The 24618-nt window shown below is 72.5% G+C and carries 1 protein-coding gene; it reads left to right on the top strand.

Annotated features, from left to right (window positions below; all coding sequences use genetic code 11):
• Nucleotides 1-15: 15 nt before the first annotated feature.
• Nucleotides 16-24603, top strand: coding sequence for a type I polyketide synthase (locus tag JE024_RS41320; protein ID WP_244883271.1), 24588 nt, complete (start codon nt 16-18; stop codon nt 24601-24603).
• Nucleotides 24604-24618: the final 15 nt, after the last annotated feature.

Genomic DNA, 24618 nt, shown 5'->3' on the forward strand with positions numbered 1-24618 from the left:
GGAAGGGTGACGGCCATGGCGGATGAAGCACAGCTCCTCAGCCAGCTGAAGTGGATGAGCACTGAGCTGCGCCAGGCCCAGCGTTCGTTGCGCCAGGTCGAGGAACGCCAGCACGAGCCGATCGCCATCGTCGGCATCAGCTGCCGCTTTCCCGGCGGGGTCCGGTCCCCGGAGGACTTCTGGCGGCTGGTCCGCGACGGAGTCGACGGCATCGGCGACTTCCCGACCAACCGTGGCTGGAGCGACGAGGGCGGCTTCGTCCGCCAGGGCGGATTCCTCCACGAAGCCGACCAGTTCGACGCGGCGCTGTTCGGCATATCGCCGCGTGAAGCGCTGGCGATGGACCCGCAGCAGCGCCTGCTGATGGAGTCGGCCTGGGAGCTGTTCGAGTCCGCAGGGATCGCTCCCCGCTCGCTGCGGCGTAGCCAGACCGGCGTCTACGTCGGGACGAATGGCCAGGACTACGCGACGCTGCCGAACGCCGACGAGGTGGAGGGGTACGTCTCCACCGGTGCCAGCGCCAGTGTGATCTCCGGCCGTATCGCCTACTCGTTCGGGCTGGAGGGCCCGGCGGTCACGGTGGACACGGCCTGCTCGGCGTCGCTGGTGGCCCTCCATCTGGCGGCGCGCGCCCTGCGGGCGGGGGAGTGCGAGCTCGCGCTGGCCGGCGGTGTGACGGTCATGACCACCCAGGCAGCGTTCAGGGAGTTCGAACGCCAGGACGGTCTGGCCGCCGATGGCCGGTGCAAGGCGTTCGCCGCGGAGGCCGACGGCACCGGCTGGGGCGAGGGCGTCGGGCTCCTGCTGCTGGAGCGGTTGTCGGATGCCCGGCGGAACGGGCACGAGGTGCTGGCGGTCGTGCGGGGCAGTGCGGTCAACCAGGACGGTGCGTCGAACGGTCTGACGGCGCCGAACGGTCCGTCGCAGCAGCGGGTGATCCGCCAGGCGCTGACGCATGCCCGGCTCACCGGTGCGGACGTGGACGCGGTGGAGGCCCACGGGACGGGCACCCGGCTGGGTGACCCGATCGAGGCGCAGGCGCTGCTGGCGACGTACGGCCGGGAGCGTGGCGAGGGCGGCGAGCCGCTGTGGCTGGGGTCGGTGAAGTCGAACATCGGTCACACGCAGGCCGCCGCGGGCGCGGCGGGTGTGATCAAAATGGTCATGGCAATGCGGCACGGTGTGCTGCCGGCGACGTTGCACGTGAACGAGCCGTCACCGCACGTGGACTGGTCCGCCGGCGCGGTGGAGCTGCTGACGGAGAACCGGGCGTGGCCGACCGTGGGTCGTCCGCGGCGTGCGGGTGTGTCGTCCTTCGGTATCAGCGGGACGAACGCGCACGTGATCCTGGAGCAGGCTCCTGAGCCGGAGCCTGTGTCGGAGCCCGTCGCAGCGACGCCGGTGGCCGGTGCGTCGGCGTGGGTGGTGTCGGCGAAGTCCGAGGCGGGGTTGCGGGCGCAGGTCGAGCGGTTGCGGTCGTTCGTGGCGGAGCGTCCGGAGCTGGACGTCACGGACGTGGGCTGGTCGCTGGCGACGGGCCGGGCCGCGCTGGAGCACCGCGCGGTGGTCGTGGGGGAGGGCCGAGACGAGCTTCTGGCCCAGCTGTCCACGGTCTCGGGGGCCGGTGCGGCTGCCGATGGTGCCGGTGGTGTGGTGTTCGTGTTCCCGGGTCAGGGGTCCCAGTGGCTGGGGATGGCGCGGGAGTTGTGGGAGACGTCGCCCGTGTTCCGGGAGCGGCTCACCGAGTGCGAGGCCGCGTTGGCGCCGCATGTGGACTGGTCGTTGACGGCTGTTCTGTTGAACGATGAGCCGTTGGACCGGGTGGATGTGATCCAGCCGGTGTTGTGGGCGGTGATGGTGTCGCTGGCCGAGGTCTGGCGGTCGGCCGGTGTTACGCCGTCGGTGGTGGTCGGGCATTCGCAGGGTGAGATCGCCGCGGCGTGTGTGTCGGGCTGGTTGTCGCTGGAGGACGCGGCTCGGGTGGTGGCTCTGCGGTCGCGGGCGCTGCTGGCGGTCGCGGGTGGCGGCGGCATGGTGTCCGTCGCCGCCGGGCGCGCGGCGGTTGAGGAACTGGCCTCCGGCCTGAACGGGCATGTGTCCGTGGCGGCGGTGAACGGCCCCTCCTCGACGGTGGTTTCCGGTTCTGTGGAGGCGCTGGACGCGCTGGTGGCGGAGTGCGAGCGCCGGGGTGTCCGTGCGCGGCGGATTCCGGTGGACTACGCGTCGCATTCGCCGCAGATGGAGGAGTTGCGGGAGCGGATCCTGACGGATCTGGCCGAGGTGCGTCCGGCGGTCGGTTCGGTGGCGATGTTCTCCACGCTGACCGGTGCCGCCGTCGACGGCGCACTCGACGCCCAGTACTGGTACGACAACCTGCGCTCCACGGTGGAGTTCGAGACCGCCGTACGCACCCTTGTCGACCAGGGCATGCGCACGTTCATCGAGGTCAGCGCCCACCCGGTGTTGACGGTTGGGATCGAGGAGACCGTCGACGCCACCGGCACCGACGCCGCCGTGTTCGGCACCCTGCGCCGGGACGAGGGCGGACTGCGCCGGGTGCTGTCCGCGCTCGGCGAGGCCTGGGTGGCGGGCGTCGACGTGGACTGGACGACAGTCCTGACGGGTCGTCGTGTGGCGCTGCCGACGTACGCGTTCCAGCGCCAGCGGTACTGGCCGCGACCGAAGATCGGCGCCGGTGACCTGCATGCCGTCGGGCTGACGGGCACCGGCCACCCCCTGCTGGGCGCGGCGGTGACGCCGGCCGAGGGCGACGGCGTCCTGCTGACGGGTCGCCTGTCGACCAGCACCCAGACGTGGCTGGCTGACCATGTCGTGTCCGGACGCATCGTGGTGCCGGGCACGGCGTTGGTGGAGATGGTGCTGCGGGCCGGGCAGGAAGTGGACTGCGGTCTGCTCCGGGAACTGGTGCTGCGGGCCCCGCTGGTGCTGCCGGAGTTCGGTGGGGCACAGATTCAGGTGAGCGTCGCCGGACCGGACGAGTCCGGTGACCGGCCGGTGCAGATCTACGGCCGGGTGGACGGCACGCACGGGTGGGTGCTGCATGCTTCGGGTTTGCTGGCCGGGCAGGTCGGCTCGGAGGCGGACTTCTCCCTGAGCGTGTGGCCGCCGCAGGGAACGACCTCGGTGGACGTGGCGGAGTTCTACGACGTCCTGGCCGAAGCGGGCTTCGGATACGGTCCGGCGTTCCAGGGCGTGCGAGCGGTCTGGCGTGATGACTCGGGTGTGTACGCGGAGGTCGCCTTCTCCGAGTCCGCCGACGGGTTCGGTATTCATCCGGCGTTGCTGGATGCCGCGCTGCACTCGGCCAATCTCCTGTCCGACGCACCCGGGGACGAGGGGCCGCGGCTGCCGTTCGCGTGGTCGGGCGTGGAGTTGTTCGCGGTCGGCGCGACGGCGTTGCGGGTGGCGATCCGCAAGGAGGGCGAGGGCATCGCCGTCCAGGCGGCGGATGGCGCCGGGCTGCCCGTCGCACTGGTGCGTTCGCTGGTCTCGCGCGTGGTGACGGCGGACCAGTTCTCGGCCGCCGGACGCGCCGATGACGAGCTGTTCGCGGTGGCGTGGACAGCAATGCCTTCGGGCGGTGCCGCCTCTGCCGAGGAGACGGATCCCTCGGCCTGGACCGTGCTGACTGCCGGTGACGGTCCGGTCGAGCGGGTGCTCGGTGAGGTCCTGCACGGGGTGCAGGAGTGGCTGGCCGACGAGAGTTCGTTCGGGTCGCGTCTGGCTGTGGTGACGCGCGGTGCGATGCCGGCCGGTGGTCCCGGTGCGGTGGATGCCGTGGGTGCGGCGGTGTGGGGTCTGGTGCGTTCGGCGCAGTCGGAGCACCCGGACCGCATCGTCCTGGTCGACACCGACCCGGCCGACGACTCTCCGGCGGATCTGTCCCTGCTGACCGGCCTGGACGAGCCGCAGGTCGCGATCCGCGACGGCGCGCTGCTGGTGCCCCGGCTGACCCACGCGTCGGGCGGACTGGTGCTGCCGGACGGGGACTGGCGTCTGCTGCCGGGCGCCGACGGCACGCTGGAGTCGTTGAGCGTCGAGACGTTCGTGGTACCGCGGTTGGCGCCCGGTCAGGTGCGGATCGCGGTCCGTGCCGCGGGCGTGAACTTCCGCGATGTCCTCCTCGGGCTCGGGATGTATCCGGAGCCGGGTGTGATGGGTTCCGAGGCGGCCGGTGTGGTCGTGGAAGTCGGCCCCGGTGTCGAGGATCTGCGCGTGGGTGACCGGGTGTTCGGGTTCTTCACGGGCGTCTTCGCCACCGAGGCCGTGACCGACCGGCGGCTTCTGGTGCGGGTGCCGGAGGGCTGGTCCTGGGCGCAGGCGGCGTCGCTGCCGGTGGTGTTCGCGACGGCCTGGTACGGCCTGCGGGATCTGGCAGGGGCCGACGCGGGTGATGCGGTGCTGATCCACGCCGCGGCCGGCGGTGTCGGCATGGCCGCCACGCAACTCGCCCGCCACTGGGGCATGGAGGTGTATGCCACCGCAAGCCCCGGGAAGTGGCCCACCGTCGTCGCCAACGGCGTCGACCCGGCACGGGTCGCGAACTCCCGCGACCTGGCCTTCGAGGAGCACATCCGCACCGCCACCGGCGGGCGCGGTGTCGACATCGTCCTCAACTCCCTCGCGGGCGACTTCCTCGACGCCTCCCTGCGCCTCCTCGCCCCCGGCGGCCGGTTCGTCGAGATGGGCAAGACCGATGTGCGGACGGGACTCGACGTCCCGTACCACGCCTTCGACCTGTCCGACGCGGGCCCCGACCGCATGGGCGCCATCCTCACCGAGATCGTGGCCCTCTTCGAACAGGGCACACTCGCACCGCTGCCGCTGACCGTGTGGGACACGCGCGAAGCCGTCACCGCCTGGCGGCACATGGCCCAGGCCAGGCACATCGGCAAGAACGTCCTCACCGTCCCCACGCCCCTCGACCGCGACGGCACCGTCCTGATCACCGGTGGCACCGGCACCCTCGGCGGACTCCTCGCCCGCCACCTGGTCGCCGAACACGGCATCCGCCACCTCGTCCTGCTGTCCCGCCAGGGGCCCGACGCCCCCGGGGCGGCCGACCTGACGGCCCAGCTCGCCGAACTCGGCGCCGACGCACGGGTGGTGGCGTGCGACGCCGCCGACCGCGACGCCCTCGCGGCGGTCCTCGCGGACATCCCCGCCGAGGCCCCGCTCACCGGTGTCGTGCACGCCGCCGGCGTCCTCGACGACGGGCTGTTCACGGCCCTGACCCAGGAGCGGCTGGAGACGGTGCTGCGGGCGAAGGTGACCGCGGCGGTGAACCTGGACGAGTTGACCCGCGACGCGGATCTGTCGATGTTCGCGCTGTACTCGTCGGCGTCGGCGACGTTCGGCACGGCGGGGCAGGCGAACTACTCGGCCGCGAACGCCTACCTCGACGCCCTCGCCGTCCGGCGCCGCGCCGAAGGCCTGCCCGGTCTGTCCCTGGCCTGGGACATGTGGCAGCAGGCCAGCGCGATGACCGGCCATCTGCAGGACCGGCTGGCGCGCGGGCTGTCGACGGAGCAGGCGCTGTCGTTGTTCGACATGGCCCTGCTGAATCCGGCGGCGCAGCTGGTTCTGCTGAACCTGGATCCGAGGGCGGTGCGGGCCGCCGGCGAGGTGCCGGCGTTGCTGCGCGGACTGGTCTCGCACCGGACACGGCGGGTGGCGCAGTCGGCGGGCGCTGGGCTGGCGTTCGCGCAGCGGCTGCGGTCGGTGTCCGGGACGCAGCGCGCGCAGATGCTCCTGGAGCTGGTGCGCGGCAGCGCGGCGACGGTCCTGGGGCATGCCTCGGCCGATGCGATCGGCGAGGGTCAGGCGTTCAAGGACCTCGGCTTCGACTCGCTGACCGCGGTCGAACTCCGCAACCGGCTGACCGCGGTCACCGGGCTCCGGCTGCCGGCGACGCTGGTGTTCGACTACCCCAACCCGACGGTCCTGGGTGACCACCTGCTGTCGCAGTACTTCGGTGAGTTCGAGGCGGGCGGAGAGACCGCTCAGCAGCTCACCGCGGTCGGGACCGACGAGCCGATCGCGATCGTCGGCATGGCGTGCCGCTTCCCGGGCGGGGTCACCTCGCCCGAGCAGCTGTGGGACCTCGTCGCCGACGAAGTGGACGGCATGTCGCCGTTCCCGACGGACCGTGGCTGGCCGGCGGAACTGGCCGCTCGGGGCGCGGGTGTGGGCGGATTCGTCCATGACGCGGACGAGTTCGACGCCGAGCTGTTCGGGATCTCGCCGCGCGAGGCCCTGGCGATGGACCCGCAGCAGCGGATGGTGCTGGAGTCGGCCTGGGAGACGTTCGAGTCCGCGGGCATGGATCCGCGGTCGCTGCGGGGGCGTAGCGTCGGCGTGTTCGCCGGTGCGGCTTCCTCGGGCTACGGCATGAACGCGAGGCTGCCGGAGGGTGCCGATGGGCACCAGCTCACCGGCACCACGACGAGCGTCGTCTCCGGCCGCATCGCCTACTCGTTCGGGCTGGAGGGCCCGGCGGTGACGGTGGACACGGCGTGTTCGTCGTCGCTGGTGGCCCTGCATCTGGCGGCGCAGGCACTGCGCGGCGGCGAGTGCGACATGGCGCTGGCCGGAGCCGTGACGGTGATGGTCACCCCGGGCATGATCGCGGAGTTCGACCGACAGGACGGACTGGCGTCGGACGGCCGCTGCAAGGCGTTCGCCGCGGCGGCGGACGGCACGGGCTGGTCCGAGGGCGTCGGCCTGCTGCTGCTGGAGCGGTTGTCGGACGCGCGCCGCAACGGGCACGAGGTGCTGGCGGTCGTCCGGGGCAGTGCGGTCAACCAGGACGGTGCGTCGAACGGTCTGACGGCGCCGAACGGTCCGTCGCAGCAGCGGGTGATCCGCCAGGCGCTGGCGAACGCCCGCCTCACCGGTGCCGACATCGACGCGGTGGAGGCCCACGGAACCGGTACCCGTCTCGGGGACCCGATCGAGGCGCAGGCGCTCCTCGCGACCTATGGGCAGGAACGCGCCGAGGACGGCGAGCCGCTCTGGCTCGGTTCGATCAAGTCGAACATCGGCCACTCGATGGCGGCCGCGGGTGCGGCGGGTGTGATCAAGATGGTCATGGCCCTGCGGCACGGCGTCCTGCCGGCGACGCTGCATGTCGACGAGCCGTCGCCGCAGGTGGACTGGTCGGCCGGGGCGGTGGAGCTGCTGACCGAGGCGCGTTCCTGGCCTGAGGTGGGTCGTCCGCGGCGCGCGGGCGTGTCGGCGTTCGGCATCAGCGGGACGAACGCGCACGTGATCCTGGAGCAGGCTCCTGAGCTGGAGCCGGAGCTTGTGTCGGAGCCGGTTCCGGCGGTGCCGGGTACGGGTGCGACGGCGTGGGTGGTGTCGGCGAAGTCCGAGGCGGGGCTGCGGGCGCAGGTCGAGCGGTTGCGGTCGTTCGTGGCGGAGCGGCCGGAGCTGGACGCGGAGAACGTGGCCTGGTCGCTCGCCACGGGGCGTGCCGGTCTTGAGCACCGTGCGGTGGTGGTGGGGGAGGGCCGCGAGGAGCTGCTGGCCAACCTGTCCACGGCGTCCTCCGTGGTCGCCGCGACGGGTGCGGCGGGTGCGGCGGGTTCCGGCCGTGTGGTGTTCGTGTTCCCGGGTCAGGGTTCGCAGTGGCTGGGGATGGCGCGGGAGTTGTGGGAGACGTCTCCGGTGTTCCGGGAGCGGCTGGTGGCGTGCGAGGCCGCGTTGGCTCCGCATGTGGACTGGTCGTTGAGGGCTGTCCTGCTCAACGATGAGCCGTTGGACCGGGTGGATGTGATCCAGCCGGTGTTGTGGGCGGTGATGGTGTCGCTGGCCGAGGTGTGGCGGTCGGCCGGTGTCTCGCCGTCGGTGGTGGTCGGGCATTCGCAGGGTGAGATCGCCGCGGCGTGTGTGTCGGGCTGGCTGTCGTTGGACGACGCGGCTCGGGTGGTGGCTCTGCGGTCGCGGGCGTTGCTGGCGGTCGCGGGTGGTGGCGGCATGGTGTCCGTCGCGGCCGGGCGCGCGGCGGTTGAGGAGCTGGCCTCCGGCCTGAACGGGCATGTGTCCGTGGCGGCGGTGAACGGCCCGTCGTCGACCGTCGTCTCGGGTGGCGTGGAGGCGCTGGACGCGCTGGTGGCTGAGTGTGAGCGCCGGGGTGTCCGTGCGCGGCGGATTCCGGTGGACTACGCGTCGCATTCGCCGCAGATGGAGGAGTTGCGGGAGCGGATCCTGACGGATCTGGCGGAGGTGCGTCCGGCGGTCGGTTCGGTGGCGATGTTCTCCACGTTGACCGGTGCCGCCGTCGACGGCGCACTGGATGCCCAGTACTGGTTCGACAACCTGCGTTCCACGGTGGAGTTCGAGACCGCCGTGCGCACCCTTGTCGACCAGGGCATGCGCACGTTCATCGAGGTCAGTGCCCACCCGGTGTTGACGGTTGGGATCGAGGAGACCGTCGACGCGACGGGCACCGACGCCGCCGTGTTCGGCACGCTGCGCCGGGACGAGGGCGGGCTGCGCCGGGTGCTGTCCGCGCTCGGCGAGGCGTGGGTGGCGGGCGTCGACGTGGACTGGGCGACGGTCCTGACGGGTCGTCGTGTGGCGCTGCCGACGTACGCGTTCCAGCGCCAGCGGTACTGGCTGGACGCCCCGGTACTGCCGGTTCAGGGGGCCGCCGGCGACCCGGTGGAGTCCCGTTTCTGGGATGCCGTCGAGCGGGAGGACCTGGACGAACTCGCGGGCACCCTGCAACTGTCGGAGGCGCCGGGGGTGCTGGGGTCGGTGGTCCCGGCGCTGGCGTCGTGGCGGCGCGAACGCCGTCAGCGTTCGATGGTCGACACCTGGCGTTACCGGGTGACGTGGAGTCCGCTGGCCGGTCTTCCGGCGTCTGTGGGGCTGTCCGGCACGTGGGTGGTGGCGGGCCGGGTGGAGGATGGGGTGGTCGCGGCGCTGTCGGGTGCGGGTGCCTCGGTGGTGGGTCTGCCGGTGGACGCGCTGTCGCAGCGGGATGTGCTGGCGGAGCGGATCACGGCGCTCGGGGACGTGTCCGGTGTGGTGCTGGTGACCGGCGCGGCCTCGGTGGTGTCCGAGGAGCTCGCGGGTGTGGTGGTACTGCTGCGCGCGTTGGGCGATGCGGGGTCGGGTGCGCCGTTGTGGGTGGTGACGCGGGGCGCTGTGGCTGTGGGTGCGTCGGATCGTGCGGGTGATCCGGTGCAGGCGGCGGTGTGGGGTCTGGGCCGGGTCGCGGCGCTGGAGTATCCGCAGCGCTGGGGCGGTCTCGTCGACCTGCCCGAGACCATCGATGCGCGGGCGGGTGACCGGCTTGCCGCCGTCCTCGCCGCCGGTCACGGGGAGGACCAGATCGCGGTCCGCGGGTCCGGCCTGTTCGGCCGCCGCCTCGTCCGGGCAACGCCGTCCGGGACACCGGAATCGCCGTGGAACGCGGACGCGGCCGGGACGGTACTCGTGACGGGCGGCACGGGCGCCCTGGGATCGGAAGCCGCACGTTGGCTGGCCGGGCGGGGTGTTCCGCATCTGGTGCTGACCAGCCGTGGCGGTGTCGCTCCCGAGGGCCTGGTCGAGGAACTGGCCACCCTGGGCGCTCGGGTGACGGTCGCTGCATGTGACGTCGCCGACCGCGACGCACTGGCTCAGGTGATCGCGGATGTCCCCGCCGACGTGCCGTTGACCGGCATCGTCCACGCGGCCGGACTCGATGTTCTTGAGAGGCTGGAGGATGCCACCGACGATGCCTTCGCCTCCGCGTTGCGGGCCAAGGTCGACGGGACCGTGCACCTGGACGAGCTGACGGAGGGGTTGCCGCTTCAGTTGTTCGTGGTGTTCTCCTCGGGTGCCGCTGTCTGGGGCAGCGGTGGACAGGCCGCGTATGCGGCAGGTAACGCGTTCCTGGACGCCTGGGTCGAGCGGCGCCGTGAGCGCGGGCTGGCCGGGACGTCGGTGGCGTGGGGAGCCTGGGACGGTGCCGGAATGGCCGTCCGGGGCGGTGCGCTGGAGCAACTGCGCCGGCGCGGGCTGGTCCCGATGGACCCGACGTCGGCGATGCGGGCCCTGGCCGCCGCCATCGACGCCGGAGAGTCGCACCTGACCGTCGCCGACATCGACTGGCCCGTCTTCACGCCCTCGTTCACCGCGATCCGCCCCAGCGCACTGCTCTCCGCACTGCCCGAGGCTCTCGCCTCTGCGGAGTCGCTGGAGGAGGGGCAGGAAACCGCGGGTTCGGCGGGCCTGCGGCAGCGCCTTGCCTCCGTTCCCGCCGGACAGCGGCAGAAGCTGGTCGCGGAACTCGTGCGGACACACGCGGCGGCGGTGCTGGGACACGCCGACGTGGAGGCCGTGGAGCCGTCCAGGGCGTTCCGGGATCTGGGCTTCGACTCGCTGATGGCGGTCGAGGTCCGCAACCGTCTTCAGTCGGCGACCGGTCTGCGGCTGCCCGCGACCCTGGTCTTCGACCACCCCACCCCGCTCGTCCTGACCGACTTCCTCCTGACCCACCTCGACGGCGGCGCGGCCGCGGCACCCGCGCAGACGGTGCCCACGGCGGTGGCGGTGGACGAGCCGGTCGCGATCGTGGGCATGGCCTGCCGCTTCCCCGGCGGCGTCACCTCACCCGGGGCGCTGTGGAACCTGGTGGAGGACGCGCGCGACGCCGTCGGCCCCTTCCCCACGGACCGGGGCTGGCCCGCCGCACTGGCCGGCCAAGGCGCGTTCCTCGACGCCGCCGCCGACTTCGACGCGGGCCTGTTCGGGATCAGCCCGCGCGAGGCCCTGGCGATGGACCCCCAGCAGCGGCTGCTCCTGGAAGCGGCCTGGGAGACGTTCGAATCGGCGTCGGTCGACCCGGCGGTCCTGCGCGGCACGTCCACCGGCGTGTTCGTCGGCGGCACCACCTCCGGATACGGCACCGGCATGCAGATGCCGCAAGGCGCGGAAGGACACCTGCTGACCGGCAACGCGACCAGCGTGATGTCCGGCCGCGTCGCCTACACCTTCGGCCTCGAAGGCCCCGCCGTCACCGTCGACACCGCCTGCTCCTCCTCCCTGGTCGCCCTGCACCTGGCCGCCCAGGCACTGCGGACCGGGGAATGCGACCTCGCCCTCGCCGGAGGCGTGACCGTGATGATCAACGCGGGAGTCTTCGCGGAGTTCGACCGGCAGGGCGGACTGGCCTCCGACGGCCGGTGCAAGGCTTTCGCCGCCGGATCCGACGGCATGGGCTGGGGCGAAGGCGTCGGCCTGCTGCTGGTCGAACGGCTCTCCGACGCACGGCGCAACGGGCACCACGTCCTCGCCGTCCTCAGGGGCAGCGCCGTGAACCAGGACGGCGCCTCCAACGGCCTCAGCGCACCCAACGGCCCCGCCCAGCAGCGGGTCATCCGCCAGGCCCTCGCCAACGCCCGCCTCACCACCGCGGACATCGACATGGTCGAGGCCCACGGCACCGGCACCCCCCTCGGCGACCCCATCGAGGCCCAGGCACTCCTCGCCACCTACGGCCAGGACCGGGGCACCGAAGGCGAACCGCTGTGGATCGGATCCGTCAAGTCCAACATCGCCCACACCCAGGCCGCCGCAGGAGTCGCCGGCGTCATCAAGACGATCATGGCGATGCGGCACGGCCATCTGCCGGCCACCCTGCATGTCGGCGAGCCCACGTCTCAGGTCGACTGGGCCACCGGCTCGGTGGAACTCCTCACCGAACCACGCCCCTGGCCCAAAACCGGTGACCGTCCGCGCCGCGCGGCGGTGTCGTCCTTCGGCATCAGCGGCACCAACGCCCACGTCATCCTCGAACACGTCCCGGAACCGGACGCTGAGCCCGTTCCGGCTGTCGAGACGCGGCAGATGCCGAGCCTCGTGCCGTGGCCGGTGTCGGCGAAGACCGAGACCGCACTGCGGGCACAGGTCGAGCGGCTGCGGGAGTTCGTCGCGGAGCGCCCGGAGCTGGACCCGGTGGACATCGGCTGGTCCCTCGCGACCACCCGCAGCGCACTGGAGCACCGCGTGGTGCTCGCCTCCGGCGGGGATGTGCTCGCCGCGGGTGTGGTGGGCGAGGGCGGGACGGCGTTCCTGTTCACGGGTCAGGGATCGCAGCGCGCCGGCATGGGCCTGGGGCTCTACGAGCAGTTCCCGGTGTTCGCCGACGCCTTCGACGCGGTCTGCGCCCGCCTCGACCTGCGCCTCGAACGCCCCCTGCGCGAGGTTCTGACCGACGGCGCCGACCTCGACCGGACCATGTGGGCGCAGGCCGGCCTCTTCGCCCTCGAAGTCGCCCTCTTCCGCCTCGTCGAGTCCTGGGGCGTGGTCCCGGACGTCCTGCTCGGCCACTCCCTCGGCGAGATCACCGCCGCGCACGTCGCCGGTATCCTCGACCTCGACGACGCGTGTGTGCTGGTCGCCGAACGCGGCCGCCTGATGCAGGCACTCCCCGCCGGCGGCGGCATGCTCGCCGTCCAGGCCACCGAAGCCGACGCCGCCGACTCCGGACTCGACATCGCCGCCGTCAACGGCCCCACCTCCGTCGTCCTCTCCGGCAGCATCGACGCCATCGAGCGCTACGCCGCCCACTGTGCCGAGCAGGGCCTCCGGCACAACAGCCTCTCGGTGTCGCACGCGTTCCACTCCGCCCTGATGGAACCCATGCTGGACGCGTTCGCACAGGTCCTGGACGGCCTGACGTTCCACCCCGCACGCATCCCGATCGTGTCGAACCTGACCGGCGCGGTGGCCGAACCGGGGGCCATGCAGCGACCGGAGTACTGGCTGGAGCAGGTCCGCAGGACGGTCCGCTTCGCGGACGGCGTGGCGACCCTCCAGACCATGGGCGTCACGCGCTGCCTGGAGCTCGGCCCGGACGGGGTCCTCTCCGGCATGGCCCAGCACACCACCACCGACGCCGTGTTCGCCACCGTCCTGCGCAAGGACCGCGACGAGACCGACACCGCCCTCACCGCACTCAGCCGCCTGTGGACCTCCGGCGCCACCGTCGACTGGACGACCCTGCACACCGGCTGGGGCGGACGCGTCATCACCCTCCCCACCTACCCCTTCCAGCACAAGCGCTACTGGCCCGAACCCGCACCCGACACCCTCACCACCCCCACCACCGAAACCGGATTCTGGGACGCCGTCGAACGCGAAGACCTCCAGCAACTCGCCACCGAACTCGACCTCCCCGAAACCCCCGCCGCACTCGGCGACGTCCTCCCCGTCCTCTCCGCCTGGCGACGACGCCGACGCGAACGCTCCCGAACCGACTCCTGGCGCTACCGCATCACCTGGACACCACTCGACACCCACCAGCCGACACCACTGACCGGCACCTGGGCCCTCATCGGACCCGAGGACACCGACATCACCACCGCCCTCACCACCGCAGGCGCGACCGTGATCGGCGTGCCCTTCGGAGACGTCGCCACCGGGCGGGAGGAGTCGGCACGGGCACTCGCCCGCCTCGCCGAGGACTTCGACGACCTGTCCGGCATCGTGGTGCGGGCCGACGCGGTCGACACCTTGCCCGCACAGCAGGGTGTTCCGGCCCCGGTGGCGGTCGTGCTGTCCCTGGTGCAGGCGCTGACCGATGCAGGGCTTGCCGTTCCGCTCTGGACGGCGACCCGAGGTGCGGTGTCGATCGAGCGGTCGGATCCTCTGCGCAGCCCGAGCCAGGCGGCGGTCTGGGGTCTGGGCCGGGTCGCGGCACTGGAGTTCCCCCAGCACTGGGGCGGCCTGGTGGACCTGCCCGCCGAGTTGGACGCCCGCGCGGCGCGCGGGTTGGCCGCCGTCCTGGCCGACGGTGGCGAGGACCAGGTCGCCGTTCGCGCGTCCGGCGTCCACGGTCGTCGCGTGCTGCGCGCCGCCCCCGTCGCGCCGACGAGCGGGACGTGGACTCCGTCGGGGACGGTGCTGGTCACCGGTGGCACCGGAGCGCTGGGTTCCCTCGTGGCGCGCTGGCTCGCCGGCCGGGGAGTTCCGCATCTGGTCCTGACCAGCCGCAGCGGCGTGGCCCCGGAGGGGCTGATCGAGGAACTGTCCGAGTCCGGTACCCGGGTGACCGTGGCAGCGTGCGATGTCGCGGACCGCGACGCCCTCGCCGACGTCATCGCCGGTGTGCCGGCGGAATGGCCGCTGACCGGCATCGTGCACGCCGCCGGTGTCGGAACTCCGGAGCGGCTGGAGCAGACCGGCCTGGACGCCGTCGGGAAGGTGCTCGGGAGCAAGGTGACCGGGACGGTGCACCTGGACGAACTGACCCGGGACCTCCCGATCGACCTGTTCCTCGTCTTCTCGTCGATCGCGGCGACCTGGGGCAGCGGCGGTCAGGGCGCCTACGCGGCCGGCAACGCGTTCCTGGACGCCTGGGTGCAGCACCGCCGCGACCTCGGGCTGCCGGGCACGTCCATCGCCTGGGGCCCGTGGGCCGAGGTGGGGCTGGCGACGCTGGGCGAGACGCAGGACTATCTCCGCCGCCGCGGGCTGCGCGCCATGGATCCGGCGCTCGCGATGCAGGCGCTGGCCGACGCGGTGGACGGGGGACCGGACACCCTGACCGTGGCGGACGTGGAATGGCACACCTTCGTCTCCGCTTTCACTTCGGCCCGGCCCAGTCCGCTGCTCGCCGACCTGCCCGAGGCCGACCGGGCCGGAGCGGCCCTCGACGTCACCGAGGGCGAAAGCCTGCCGCTGCGCGGCGAACTGGCGGCGGCATCCGAGGCACGGCAGCAGGAGATGCTCCTGAACCTCGTACGAAGCCTCGCTTCGAGCGTGCTGGGTCACTCCGGCACCGCAGAGGTCGAACCGGGCCGGGCGTTCCGTGACCTGGGCTTCGACTCGCTGATGGCCGTCGAACTCCGCAACCTGCTGTCCGCGCAGTCCGGGCTGACGCTGCCCGCGACACTGGTCTTCGACTACCCCACGCCGCGCGTCCTGGCCGAGTACCTCCGGTCCGAGCTGCTCGGTACGGCGGAGTCCGCGGACCTCGTGCCGACCCGTGTCGGTGCCTCCGACGAGCCGCTGGCGATCGTGGGCATGGCGTGCCGCTTCCCGGGCGGGGTCACGTCGCCGGAGCAGTTGTGGGACCTGGTCGCCGACGGCACGGACGGCATGTCGCCGTTCCCGACCGACCGCGGTTGGCCGGGCGACGTGGCCGCCATCGCCGGTGGCTCGGGCGGTTTCGTCCACGACGCGGCCGGGTTCGACGCCGGCCTGTTCGGGATCTCGCCGCGCGAGGCCCTGGCGATGGACCCGCAGCAGCGCCTGCTGCTGGAGGCCGCCTGGGAGACCTTCGAGTCGGCGGGCATGGACCCCCGGTCGCTGCGCGGCCGAAGTGTGGGCGTGTTCGCCGGCGCGGCTTCGTCCGGGTACGGACTGGGCGGTGCGCCGAGCACGGACGGTCACCTGCTGACCGGCACGGCGGGCAGCGTGATCTCCGGCCGGGCCGCATACGTCTTCGGGCTCGAAGGCCCGGCGGTCACGGTCGACACCGCGTGCTCCTCGTCGTTGGTGGCCCTGCACCTGGCCGCGCAGGCGCTGCACAGCGGTGAGTGCGACATGGCGCTGGCAGGAGGCGTGACGGTGATGGCCACGCCGGGTGCGTTCGTCGAGTTCGACCGGCAGGACGCTGTGGCCGGCGACGGGCGCTGCAAGGCGTTCTCGGCGGCGGCGGACGGCACGGGCTGGTCCGAGGGCGTCGGCCTGGTGATGCTGGAGCGGTTGTCGGACGCGCGCCGGAACGGGCACGAGGTGCTGGCGGTCGTGCGGGGCAGTGCGGTGAACCAGGACGGTGCGTCGAACGGGTTGACGGCGCCGAACGGTCCGTCGCAGCAGCGGGTGATCCGCCAGGCGCTGGCGCATGCCCGGTTGACGGGTGCGGACGTGGACGCGGTGGAGGCCCATGGGACGGGCACGCGGCTGGGTGATCCGATCGAGGCGCAGGCGCTGCTGGCGACCTATGGCCGGGAGCGTGGCGAGGGCGGTGAGCCGCTGTGGCTGGGGTCGGTGAAGTCGAACATCGGTCATACGCAGGCGGCGGCTGGTGTCGCGGGTGTGATCAAGATGGTGATGGCGTTGCGGCAGGGTGTGCTGCCGGCGACGTTGCATGTCGATGAGCCGTCGTCGCAGGTGGACTGGTCGGCCGGTGCTGTGGAGTTGCTGACCGAGGCGCGTTCGTGGCCTGAGGTGGGTCGTCCGCGGCGTGCGGGTGTGTCGTCGTTCGGGATGTCCGGGACGAACGCGCACGTGATCCTGGAGCAGGCTCCTGAGCCGGAGCCTGTGTCGGAGTCCGTTGCAGCGGCGCCGGTGGCCGGTGCGTCGGCGTGGGTGGTGTCGGCGAAGTCCGAGGCGGGGTTGCGGGCGCAGGTCGAGCGGTTGCGGTCGTTCGTGTCGGAGCGGCCGGAGCTGGCTCCGGTGGATGTGGGCTGGTCGCTGGCGACGGGCCGGGCAGCGCTGGAGCACCGTGCGGTGGTGGTGGGTGAGGGCCGGGACGAGCTTCTTACCGGCCTGTCCGCGGTCTCGGGGGCCGGTGCGGCTGCCGATGGTGCCGGTGGTGTGGTGTTCGTGTTCCCGGGTCAGGGTTCGCAGTGGCTGGGGATGGCGCGGGAGTTGTGGGAGTCGTCTCCGGTGTTCCGGGAGCGGCTGGTGGCGTGCGAGGCCGCGTTGGCTCCGCATGTGGACTGGTCGTTGACGGCTGTGCTGTTGAACGATGGGCCGTTGGACCGGGTGGATGTGATCCAGCCGGTGTTGTGGGCGGTGATGGTGTCGCTGGCCGAGGTGTGGCGGTCGGCCGGTGTCTCGCCGTCGGTGGTGGTCGGGCATTCGCAGGGTGAGATCGCCGCGGCGTGTGTGTCGGGCTGGTTGTCGCTGGAGGATGCGGCTCGGGTGGTGGCTCTGCGGTCGCGGGCGCTGCTGGCGGTCGCGGGTGGTGGCGGCATGGTGTCCGTCGCGGCCGGGCGCGCGGCGGTTGAGGAACTGGCCTCCGGCCTGAACGTGTCCGTGGCGGCGGTGAACGGCCCCTCGTCGACCGTCGTCTCGGGTGGCGTGGAGGCTCTGGACGCGCTGGTGGCGGAGTGCGAGCGCCAAGGTGTCCGTGCGCGGCGGATTCCGGTGGACTACGCGTCGCATTCGCCGCAGATGGAGGAGTTGCGGGAGCGGATCCTGACGGATCTGGCCGAGGTGCGTCCGGCGGTCGGTTCGGTGGCGATGTTCTCCACGCTGACCGGTGCCGCCGTCGACGGCGCACTCGACGCCCAGTACTGGTTCGACAACCTGCGCTCCACGGTGGAGTTCGAGACCGCCGTACGCACCCTTGTCGACCAGGGCATGCGCACGTTCATCGAGGTCAGCGCCCACCCGGTCCTCACGGTCGGGATCGAGGAGACCGTCGACGCGACCGGCACCGACGCCGCCGTCCTCGGCACCCTGCGCCGGGACGAGGGCGGACTGCGCCGGGTGCTGTCCGCGCTCGGCGAGGCCTGGGTCGCGGGCGTCGACGTGGACTGGACGACGGTCCTCACCGGCCGCCGCGTCCCCCTCCCGACCTACGCGTTCGAGCACCGACGGTACTGGCTGCACCCGCTGCGCGGCGGGACCGGTCACTCCGGTACGGGGCACGCCCTGCTGGGGACGGCTGTCTCCTTGGCCGAGGGCGACGGCGCTGTGCTGACCGGCCTGTTGTCGGTGAGTGCCCAGCCGTGGCTGGCCGATCACATGGTGCTGGGCCGGATCGTGGTACCCGGTACCGCTGTGGTGGAGATGGCGCTGCGGGCCGGCCAGGAAGTGGACTGCGGTCTGCTCCGGGAACTGGTGCTCCAGACGCCGCTGGTACTGCCGGAGTCCGGCGAGGTCCAGGTCCAGGTGCGCGTCGAGGGCCCGGACGCTTCGGGCGACCGGTCGATGCAGGTCCATTCCCGTGCCGAGGGCACCGACGAGTGGGTGCTCCATGCCGAGGGTTCCCTGGCTATGCAGGCCGCCGCGCCTGCGGACTTCGACCTGAGTGTGTGGCCCCCGCAGGGTGCGGTCGCGGTGGACGTCGACGGGCTCTACGACGCGATGGCCGACGCGGGTCTGGGCTACGGTCCGGTGTTCCAGGGCGTGCAGGCGGCCTGGCGTGACGAGTCGGGCGTCTACGCCGATGTGGTGCTGGCGGAGTCCGCCGTGGACCAGGTCGACACGCTCGGCATCCATCCGGCCCTGCTGGACGCCGCACTGCACCCCTCCGGTTTCGTGCTCGGTGACGGTGAGGCTTCCGGGCCTCGGCTGCCGTTCGCGTGGTCGGGCGTGGAGTTGTTCGCTGTGGGGGCCACCACGCTGCGGGTGGCCATCCGCCCGTCGGGTGAGGGCATCTCCGTCCAGGCGGCCGATGGCGCGGGTGCGCCGGTTGCGGCCGTCCGCTCACTGATGCTGCGGGCGGTGGCGGCGGAGCAGTTGTCTCCTGCTGTGCGTGTCGACGACGCGCTGTTCGCGGTGGAATGGGTCGCGCTGCCGTCGAACGTCACCGACGTCGACGCGGCGGACGCGGCGGAGACGCCGGAGTGGACCGTCCTGGAGGCCGGTGACGGTCCGGTGGAGCGGGTGCTCGGTGAGGTCCTGCACGGGGTGCAGGAGTGGCTGGCCGACGAGGCTTCGTTCGGGTCGCGTCTGGCTGTGGTGACGCGCGGTGCGATGCCGGCCGGTGGTCCCGGTGCGGTGGATGCCGTGGGTGCGGCGGTGTGGGGTCTGGTGCGCTCGGCGCAGTCGGAGCACCCGGACCGCATCGTCCTCGTCGACACCGACCCGGCCGACGACTCGTCGGCGGATCTGTCCCTGCTGGCCGGCGTGGACGAGCCGCAGGTCGCGATCCGTGACGGCGCGCTGCTGGCGCCCCGCCTCGCCCGTGCCTCGGGCGGGGACGAGTCCGTGTCCCTGGACGGTGGCGGCACCGTCCTGGTCACCGGCGGCACGGGCACTCTCGGGAGCCTGCTCGCCCGTCATCTGGTCACCGAGCACGGCGTGCGGCACCTGGTGCTGCTGTCCCGTCAGGGGCCCGACGCCCCCGGTGCCCGCGACCTGACCACCGAACTCGCCGAACTCGGCGCGACTGCACAGGTCGTGGCGTGTGACGCGGCCGATCGTGACGCCCTCGCGGCGGTCCTCGCGGACATTCCCGCCGAGGCGCCGCTCACGGGTGTCGTGCACGCTGCCGGTGTCCTCGACGACGGCGTCTTCACCGCACTCACCCAGGAGCGCCTGGAGAAGGTGCTGCGGGCGAAGACGTCGGCAGCCGTGAACCTCGATGAACTCACCCGCGACGCGGACCTCGCCCTGTTCGCCCTCTACTCCTCGGCATCGGCGACGTTCGGCACGGCCGGCCAGGCCAACTACTCGGCCGCCAACGCGTTCCTCGACGCACTCGCCGTCCGCCGCCGGGCGGAGGGGCTGCCCGGCCTGTCCCTGGCGTGGGACATGTGGCAGCGGGCCAGCGCGATGACCGGTCACCTCAAGGATCAGCTGGCGCGCGGACTGTCCGCCGAGCAGGGCCTCGCTCTGTTCGACGCGGCCCTGACGAGTCCGTCGGCGCACCTGGTGCTCCTCAACCTCGATCCTGGTGCGGTGCGGGCCGCCGGCGAGGTGCCGGCGTTGCTGCGTGGTCTGGTGACGGGCCGGGTGCGGCGCGGGGTCGCACAGGCCTCGGGCGCAGGGCTGGCGTTTGCCCAGCGACTGCGGTCGGTGTCCGGGGCTCAGCGCGTGCAGATGCTGCTGGAACTGGTGCGCGGCAGCGCGGCGGCTGTTCTGGGGCATGCGGCGGCCGATGCCGTGGGCGAGGGCCAGGCGTTCAAGGACCTCGGCTTCGACTCGCTGATGGCCGTCGAGCTCCGCAACCGGCTCAACACCGCCACCGGGCTCCGTCTGCCCGCGACGCTGGTGTTCGACTACCCCACCCCGACCGTCCTCGGCGAGTATCTGGCCGAGCAGTTCTTCGGTGCGAAGGAACCGGAGTCGGCGGCGCCGGCGCGGGTCGTTCCGCTCGACGAGCCGCTCGCGATCGTGGGCATGGCGTGCCGCTTCCCGGGCGGGGCCGCCTCGCCCGAGCAGTTGTGGGACCTGGTCTCCGAGGGTGTGGACGCCATGTCGGCGTTCCCGACGAATCGGGGCTGGCCGGCGGAGCTGCACGGTGTCGCCGGCGGTGAGGGCGGGTTCGTCCACGACGCCGACCGCTTCGACGCCGCGGTGTTCAACATCTCGCCGCGCGAGGCCGCTGCCATGGACCCGCAGCAGCGCCTGCTGCTGGAGGCCGCGTGGGAGACGTTCGAGTCGGCCGGTATGGACCCCCGGTCGCTGCGCGGCCGCAGCGTGGGCGTGTTCGCGGGAGCCTCGTCGTCCGGATACAGCACCTCCGGGGTGCCGGACGCGGACGGGCATCTGCTGACCGGTAACGCTCCGAGTGTGACCTCGGGCCGTGTCGCCTACGTGTTCGGACTGGAGGGGCCGGCCGTCACCGTGGACACGGCGTGCTCCTCGTCCCTGGTGGCGTTGCACTGGGCATGGCAGGCACTGCGCGCAGGCGAGTGCGAACTCGCGCTTGTCGGTGGTGTGACGGTGATGGCCAACGCGGGCGTCTTCACGGAGTTCGACCGCCAGGACGGACTCGCCGCCGACGGCCGGTGCAAGGCGTTCGCGGCGGCCGCCGACGGCACCGGCTGGGGCGAGGGCGTCGGCCTGCTGCTGGTGGAACGCCTGTCGGACGCGCAGCGCAACGGGCATCAGGTCCTGGCGGTGGTGCGCGGCAGCGCCGTGAACCAGGACGGCGCCTCCAACGGTCTGACCGCGCCGAACGGTCCGTCCCAGCAGCGCATGATCCGTCAGGCGCTCGCGAACGCGCGGCTCACCGCCGCCGACATCGACGCGGTGGAGGCACACGGCACCGGCACGCGGCTCGGCGACCCGATCGAGGCGCAGGCGCTGCTGGCGACCTACGGCCAGGAGCGTGGCGAGGGCGGCGAGCCGCTCTGGCTGGGCTCGGTGAAGTCGAACATCGGCCACACGCAGATGGCCGCGGGCGCGGCCGGAATGATCAAGATGGTGATGGCCCTGCGACATGGATTCCTGCCGGCGACGCTGCATGTGGACGAGCCGTCGCCGCAGGTCGATTGGTCCTCCGGCACGGTCGAGCTGCTGACGCAGGCGCGTCCCTGGCCGGCGGTGGACCGTCCGCGACGTGCGGCGGTGTCGGCCTTCGGGATCAGTGGGACGAACGCCCACGTGATCCTGGAGCAGGCTCCGGAACCCGTGGCAGTGGCGGTTGCTCCGTCGCGGCAGGTGCCGGGGTCGGCGCCGTGGGTCGTGTCGGCGAAGTCCGAGGCCGGGCTGCGGGCTCAGGTCGAGCGGCTGCGGGCGTTCACGGCCGGGCGTCCGGAGCTGGCTCCGGCGGATGTCGGCTGGTCGCTGGCGACGTCCCGAGCGGCGCTGGAGCACCGTGTGGTGCTCGCCGCCGATGGGGACGAACTCGCGGCGGGTGTCGCGGGCGAGGGCCGGACGGCGTTCCTGTTCACCGGCCAGGGATCGCAGCGCGCCGGCATGGGCCTGGGACTCTACGAGCAGTTCCCGGTGTTCGCGGACGCCTTCGACGCGGTGTGCGCGAGGCTCGACGTGCGCATGGACCGTTCGCTGCGGGAGGTTCTGACCGACGGTGCCGGCCTCGGCCGGACGATGTGGGCGCAGGCGGGCCTGTTCGCCCTCGAAGTCGCCCTGTTCCGCCTCGTCGAGTCCTGGGGCGTGACCCCGGATGTCCTGCTCGGCCACTCCCTCGGCGAGATCAGTGCCGCGCATGTGTCCGGGATCCTGTCCCTGGACGACGCGTGCGCTCTGGTGGCCGAGCGCGGTCGCCTGATGCAGGCGCTGCCCGCGGGTGGCGGCATGCTCGCCGTCCAGGCCGCCGAGGCCGAGGTCGCGGACTCCGGTCTGGACATCGCCGCCGTCAACGGCCCGACCTCCGTCGTCCTGTCCGGCAGCGTCGAGGCGATCGAGCGCTACGCCGCCGAATGCGCCGAGCAGGGCCGCAGGTTCACCGTGCTGTCGGTGTCGCACGCGTTCCACTCCGTGCTGATGGAGCCGATGCTGGCGGAGTTCGGCCGGGTGCTGAACGGGCTGACCTTCAGCCCGGCGCGGATCCCGGTCGTGTCCAACCTGACGGGTGCGGTGGCCGAGCCCGGGCTGATGCAGGAGCCGGAGTACTGGCTCCGTCAGGTCCGCCAGGCGGTCCGTTTCGCCGACGGCGTCACGGCCGTCGCGGAGATGGGTGTGACGCGCTTCGTGGAGCTGGGCCCGGACGGAGTGCTGTCCGGCATGGCCCGGGAAACCGTCGGCGACGACGCGGTGTTCGTGCCGTTCCTGCGCAAGGAGCGCGACGAGACCGACACCGCGCTGACCGCGCTCGGCCGCCTGTGGACGGTCGGTGCCCGCGTGGACTGGCCCGAGGTCTTCGCCGGCTGGGGCGGCAGGATCGTCGATCTGCCGACGTATGCGTTCCAGCGTGAGCGGTACTGGCCGGAACTCCCGGTGCGGGACACCGGCGACCACGGTCCGGACTCGGCCTTCTGGGACGCGGTGGAGCGTGGGGATCTTCAGGAGCTCGCCGGTCTGGAGTCGGCGCTGCCGGCCCTTTCGGCGTGGCGGCAGCGCCATCGTGAGCGGTCGACGCTGGACTCCTGGCGCTACCGGATCACGTGGAAGCCGCTGGACGGCCTCCCGCCGGCCGCACTGACCGGCCTGTGGGTGGTCGTCGGCGCGGAGGACCCCGAGGTGTCCGACGCGTTGTCCGCGGCGGGCGCCACGGTGGTGAGCCTGCCGGTCGAGGAGGTGGCACAGCTCCCCGGAATCGCGGGTGTCCTGCTGGTCGCGTCTGACGTGACCGGGACGCTGGCCGTGGTGCAGGGGCTGGGCGAGGTGTCGGCCCCGTTGTGGGTGCTGACACGGGGCGCGGTGTCGGTCGGCGGTTCCGACCGGCTGGGCGACCCGGACCAGGCCGCGGTCTGGGGACTCGGCCGGGTCGCGGCACTGGAGATGCCCGGCCGCTGGGGCGGTCTCGTCGACCTGCCCGAGACCCTCGACGCACGGGCGGGCACCCGCCTGGTGAGCGCCCTCGCCGCCGGCGACGGTGAGGACCAGATCGCCGTACGCGCGACCGGCGTCTTCGGCCGCCGACTGGCCCGGGCCGTGCCGGCCGGAACGGTGGACCAGCCCTGGACCCCGAACCCCTCCGGCACCGTGCTCGTCACCGGCGGCACCGGGGCCCTCGGTGTGGAGGTGGCGCGCTGGCTGTCCGGACGGGGTGTTCCGCACCTGGTCCTGACCAGCCGCGGCGGTGTCGCACCCGAGGGCCTGATCGAGGAACTGGCCGCGCTGGGCACACAGGTCACCGTCGCCGCCTGCGACGTGGCCGACCGCGACGCCCTCGCCGCCGTCATCGCGGCCGTCCCCGCCGAGTGGCCGCTGACCGGCATCGTGCACGCCGCCGGGCTCGACGTCCCGGAGCGCTTGGAGGACGCCACCACGGAGGCGTTCGCCGCGGTGCTGCGCGCCAAGGTCGACGGCACGAAGTGCCTGGACGAACTGACGCGGGACCTGCCGCTGGACCTGTTCGTGGTGTTCTCCTCCATCTCCGCGACCTGGGGCAGCGGCGGCCAGGGCGCCTACGCGGCCGGCAACGCCTTCCTGGACGGCTGGGTGCGGCACCGCCGCGACCGCGGGCTGACGGGAACATCCGTGGCATGGGGGCCGTGGGCCGGAGCCGGCATGGCCACCGACCCCGAAGCGGCCCAGAACCTGCGCCGGCGAGGCCTGTCACCGATGGACCCGGCTCTGGCGATGCAGGCCCTGGCCGCCGCCGTCGACCGCGACGACGAAAGCCTCGCGGTCGCCGATGTGGACTGGACCCGCTTCGCCGAAGCCTTCACCCTCATGCGGCCCAGCCCGCTGCTCCAGGAGTTCACGGAGCAGGCAGCCGACGCACCGGCCGCCGGAGCGGCAGGAGCCGGCCGGCCGGATGCGGATGCCGGCGCCGAGCTGCGGCAGCGGTTGGCGGACGCCCCGGCCGGACAGCGCCAACGGATACTGCTGGACATGGTCCGGCGTACGGCCACGACCGTCCTGCGCCACCGGGATGTGCAGGCGATCGGAGCCGGGGAGGCGTTCAAGGACCTCGGTTTCGACTCCCTCATGGCGGTCGAGTTCCGCGACCACCTCAACCGGCAGACCGGCTTGAACCTCCCGGTCAGCCTCGTCTTCAACTTCAGCACGCTGCGCGCGGTCGCCGACCTGCTCCTGACCGAACTCATGCCGGAACCGACCGCACAGAACGACTCGGACGCCCACGACGCCGAGATCCGCAGCGCCCTCGCCTCGATCTCGATCGAGCGGCTGAGGGAAGCAGGACTCGTGGACACACTGCTCAAACTGGCGGATCCCGCCGGTGCCGTCGAGCACCCTTCGGCCGAGAGCCTCGGCTCACTGGACGCCCTGGACGCCTTGGACGACCTGGACGCCGAAGCCCTCATCAACATCGCGCTCGACGCCGCCCGGCACGACGCCAATTCTGGAGAAGCCAATGACCGCTGACCCGGCCAACCGAAT

Source organism: Streptomyces zhihengii (genome assembly GCF_016919245.1).
GTDB classification, from domain to species: domain Bacteria; phylum Actinomycetota; class Actinomycetes; order Streptomycetales; family Streptomycetaceae; genus Streptomyces; species Streptomyces zhihengii.

What these genes read in the sequence shown, in the direction of transcription:
- JE024_RS41320 (WP_244883271.1), top strand. Translation starts at nt 16, where the DNA reads ATGGCGGATGAAGCACAGCTCCTCAGCCAGCTGAAGTGGATGAGCACT.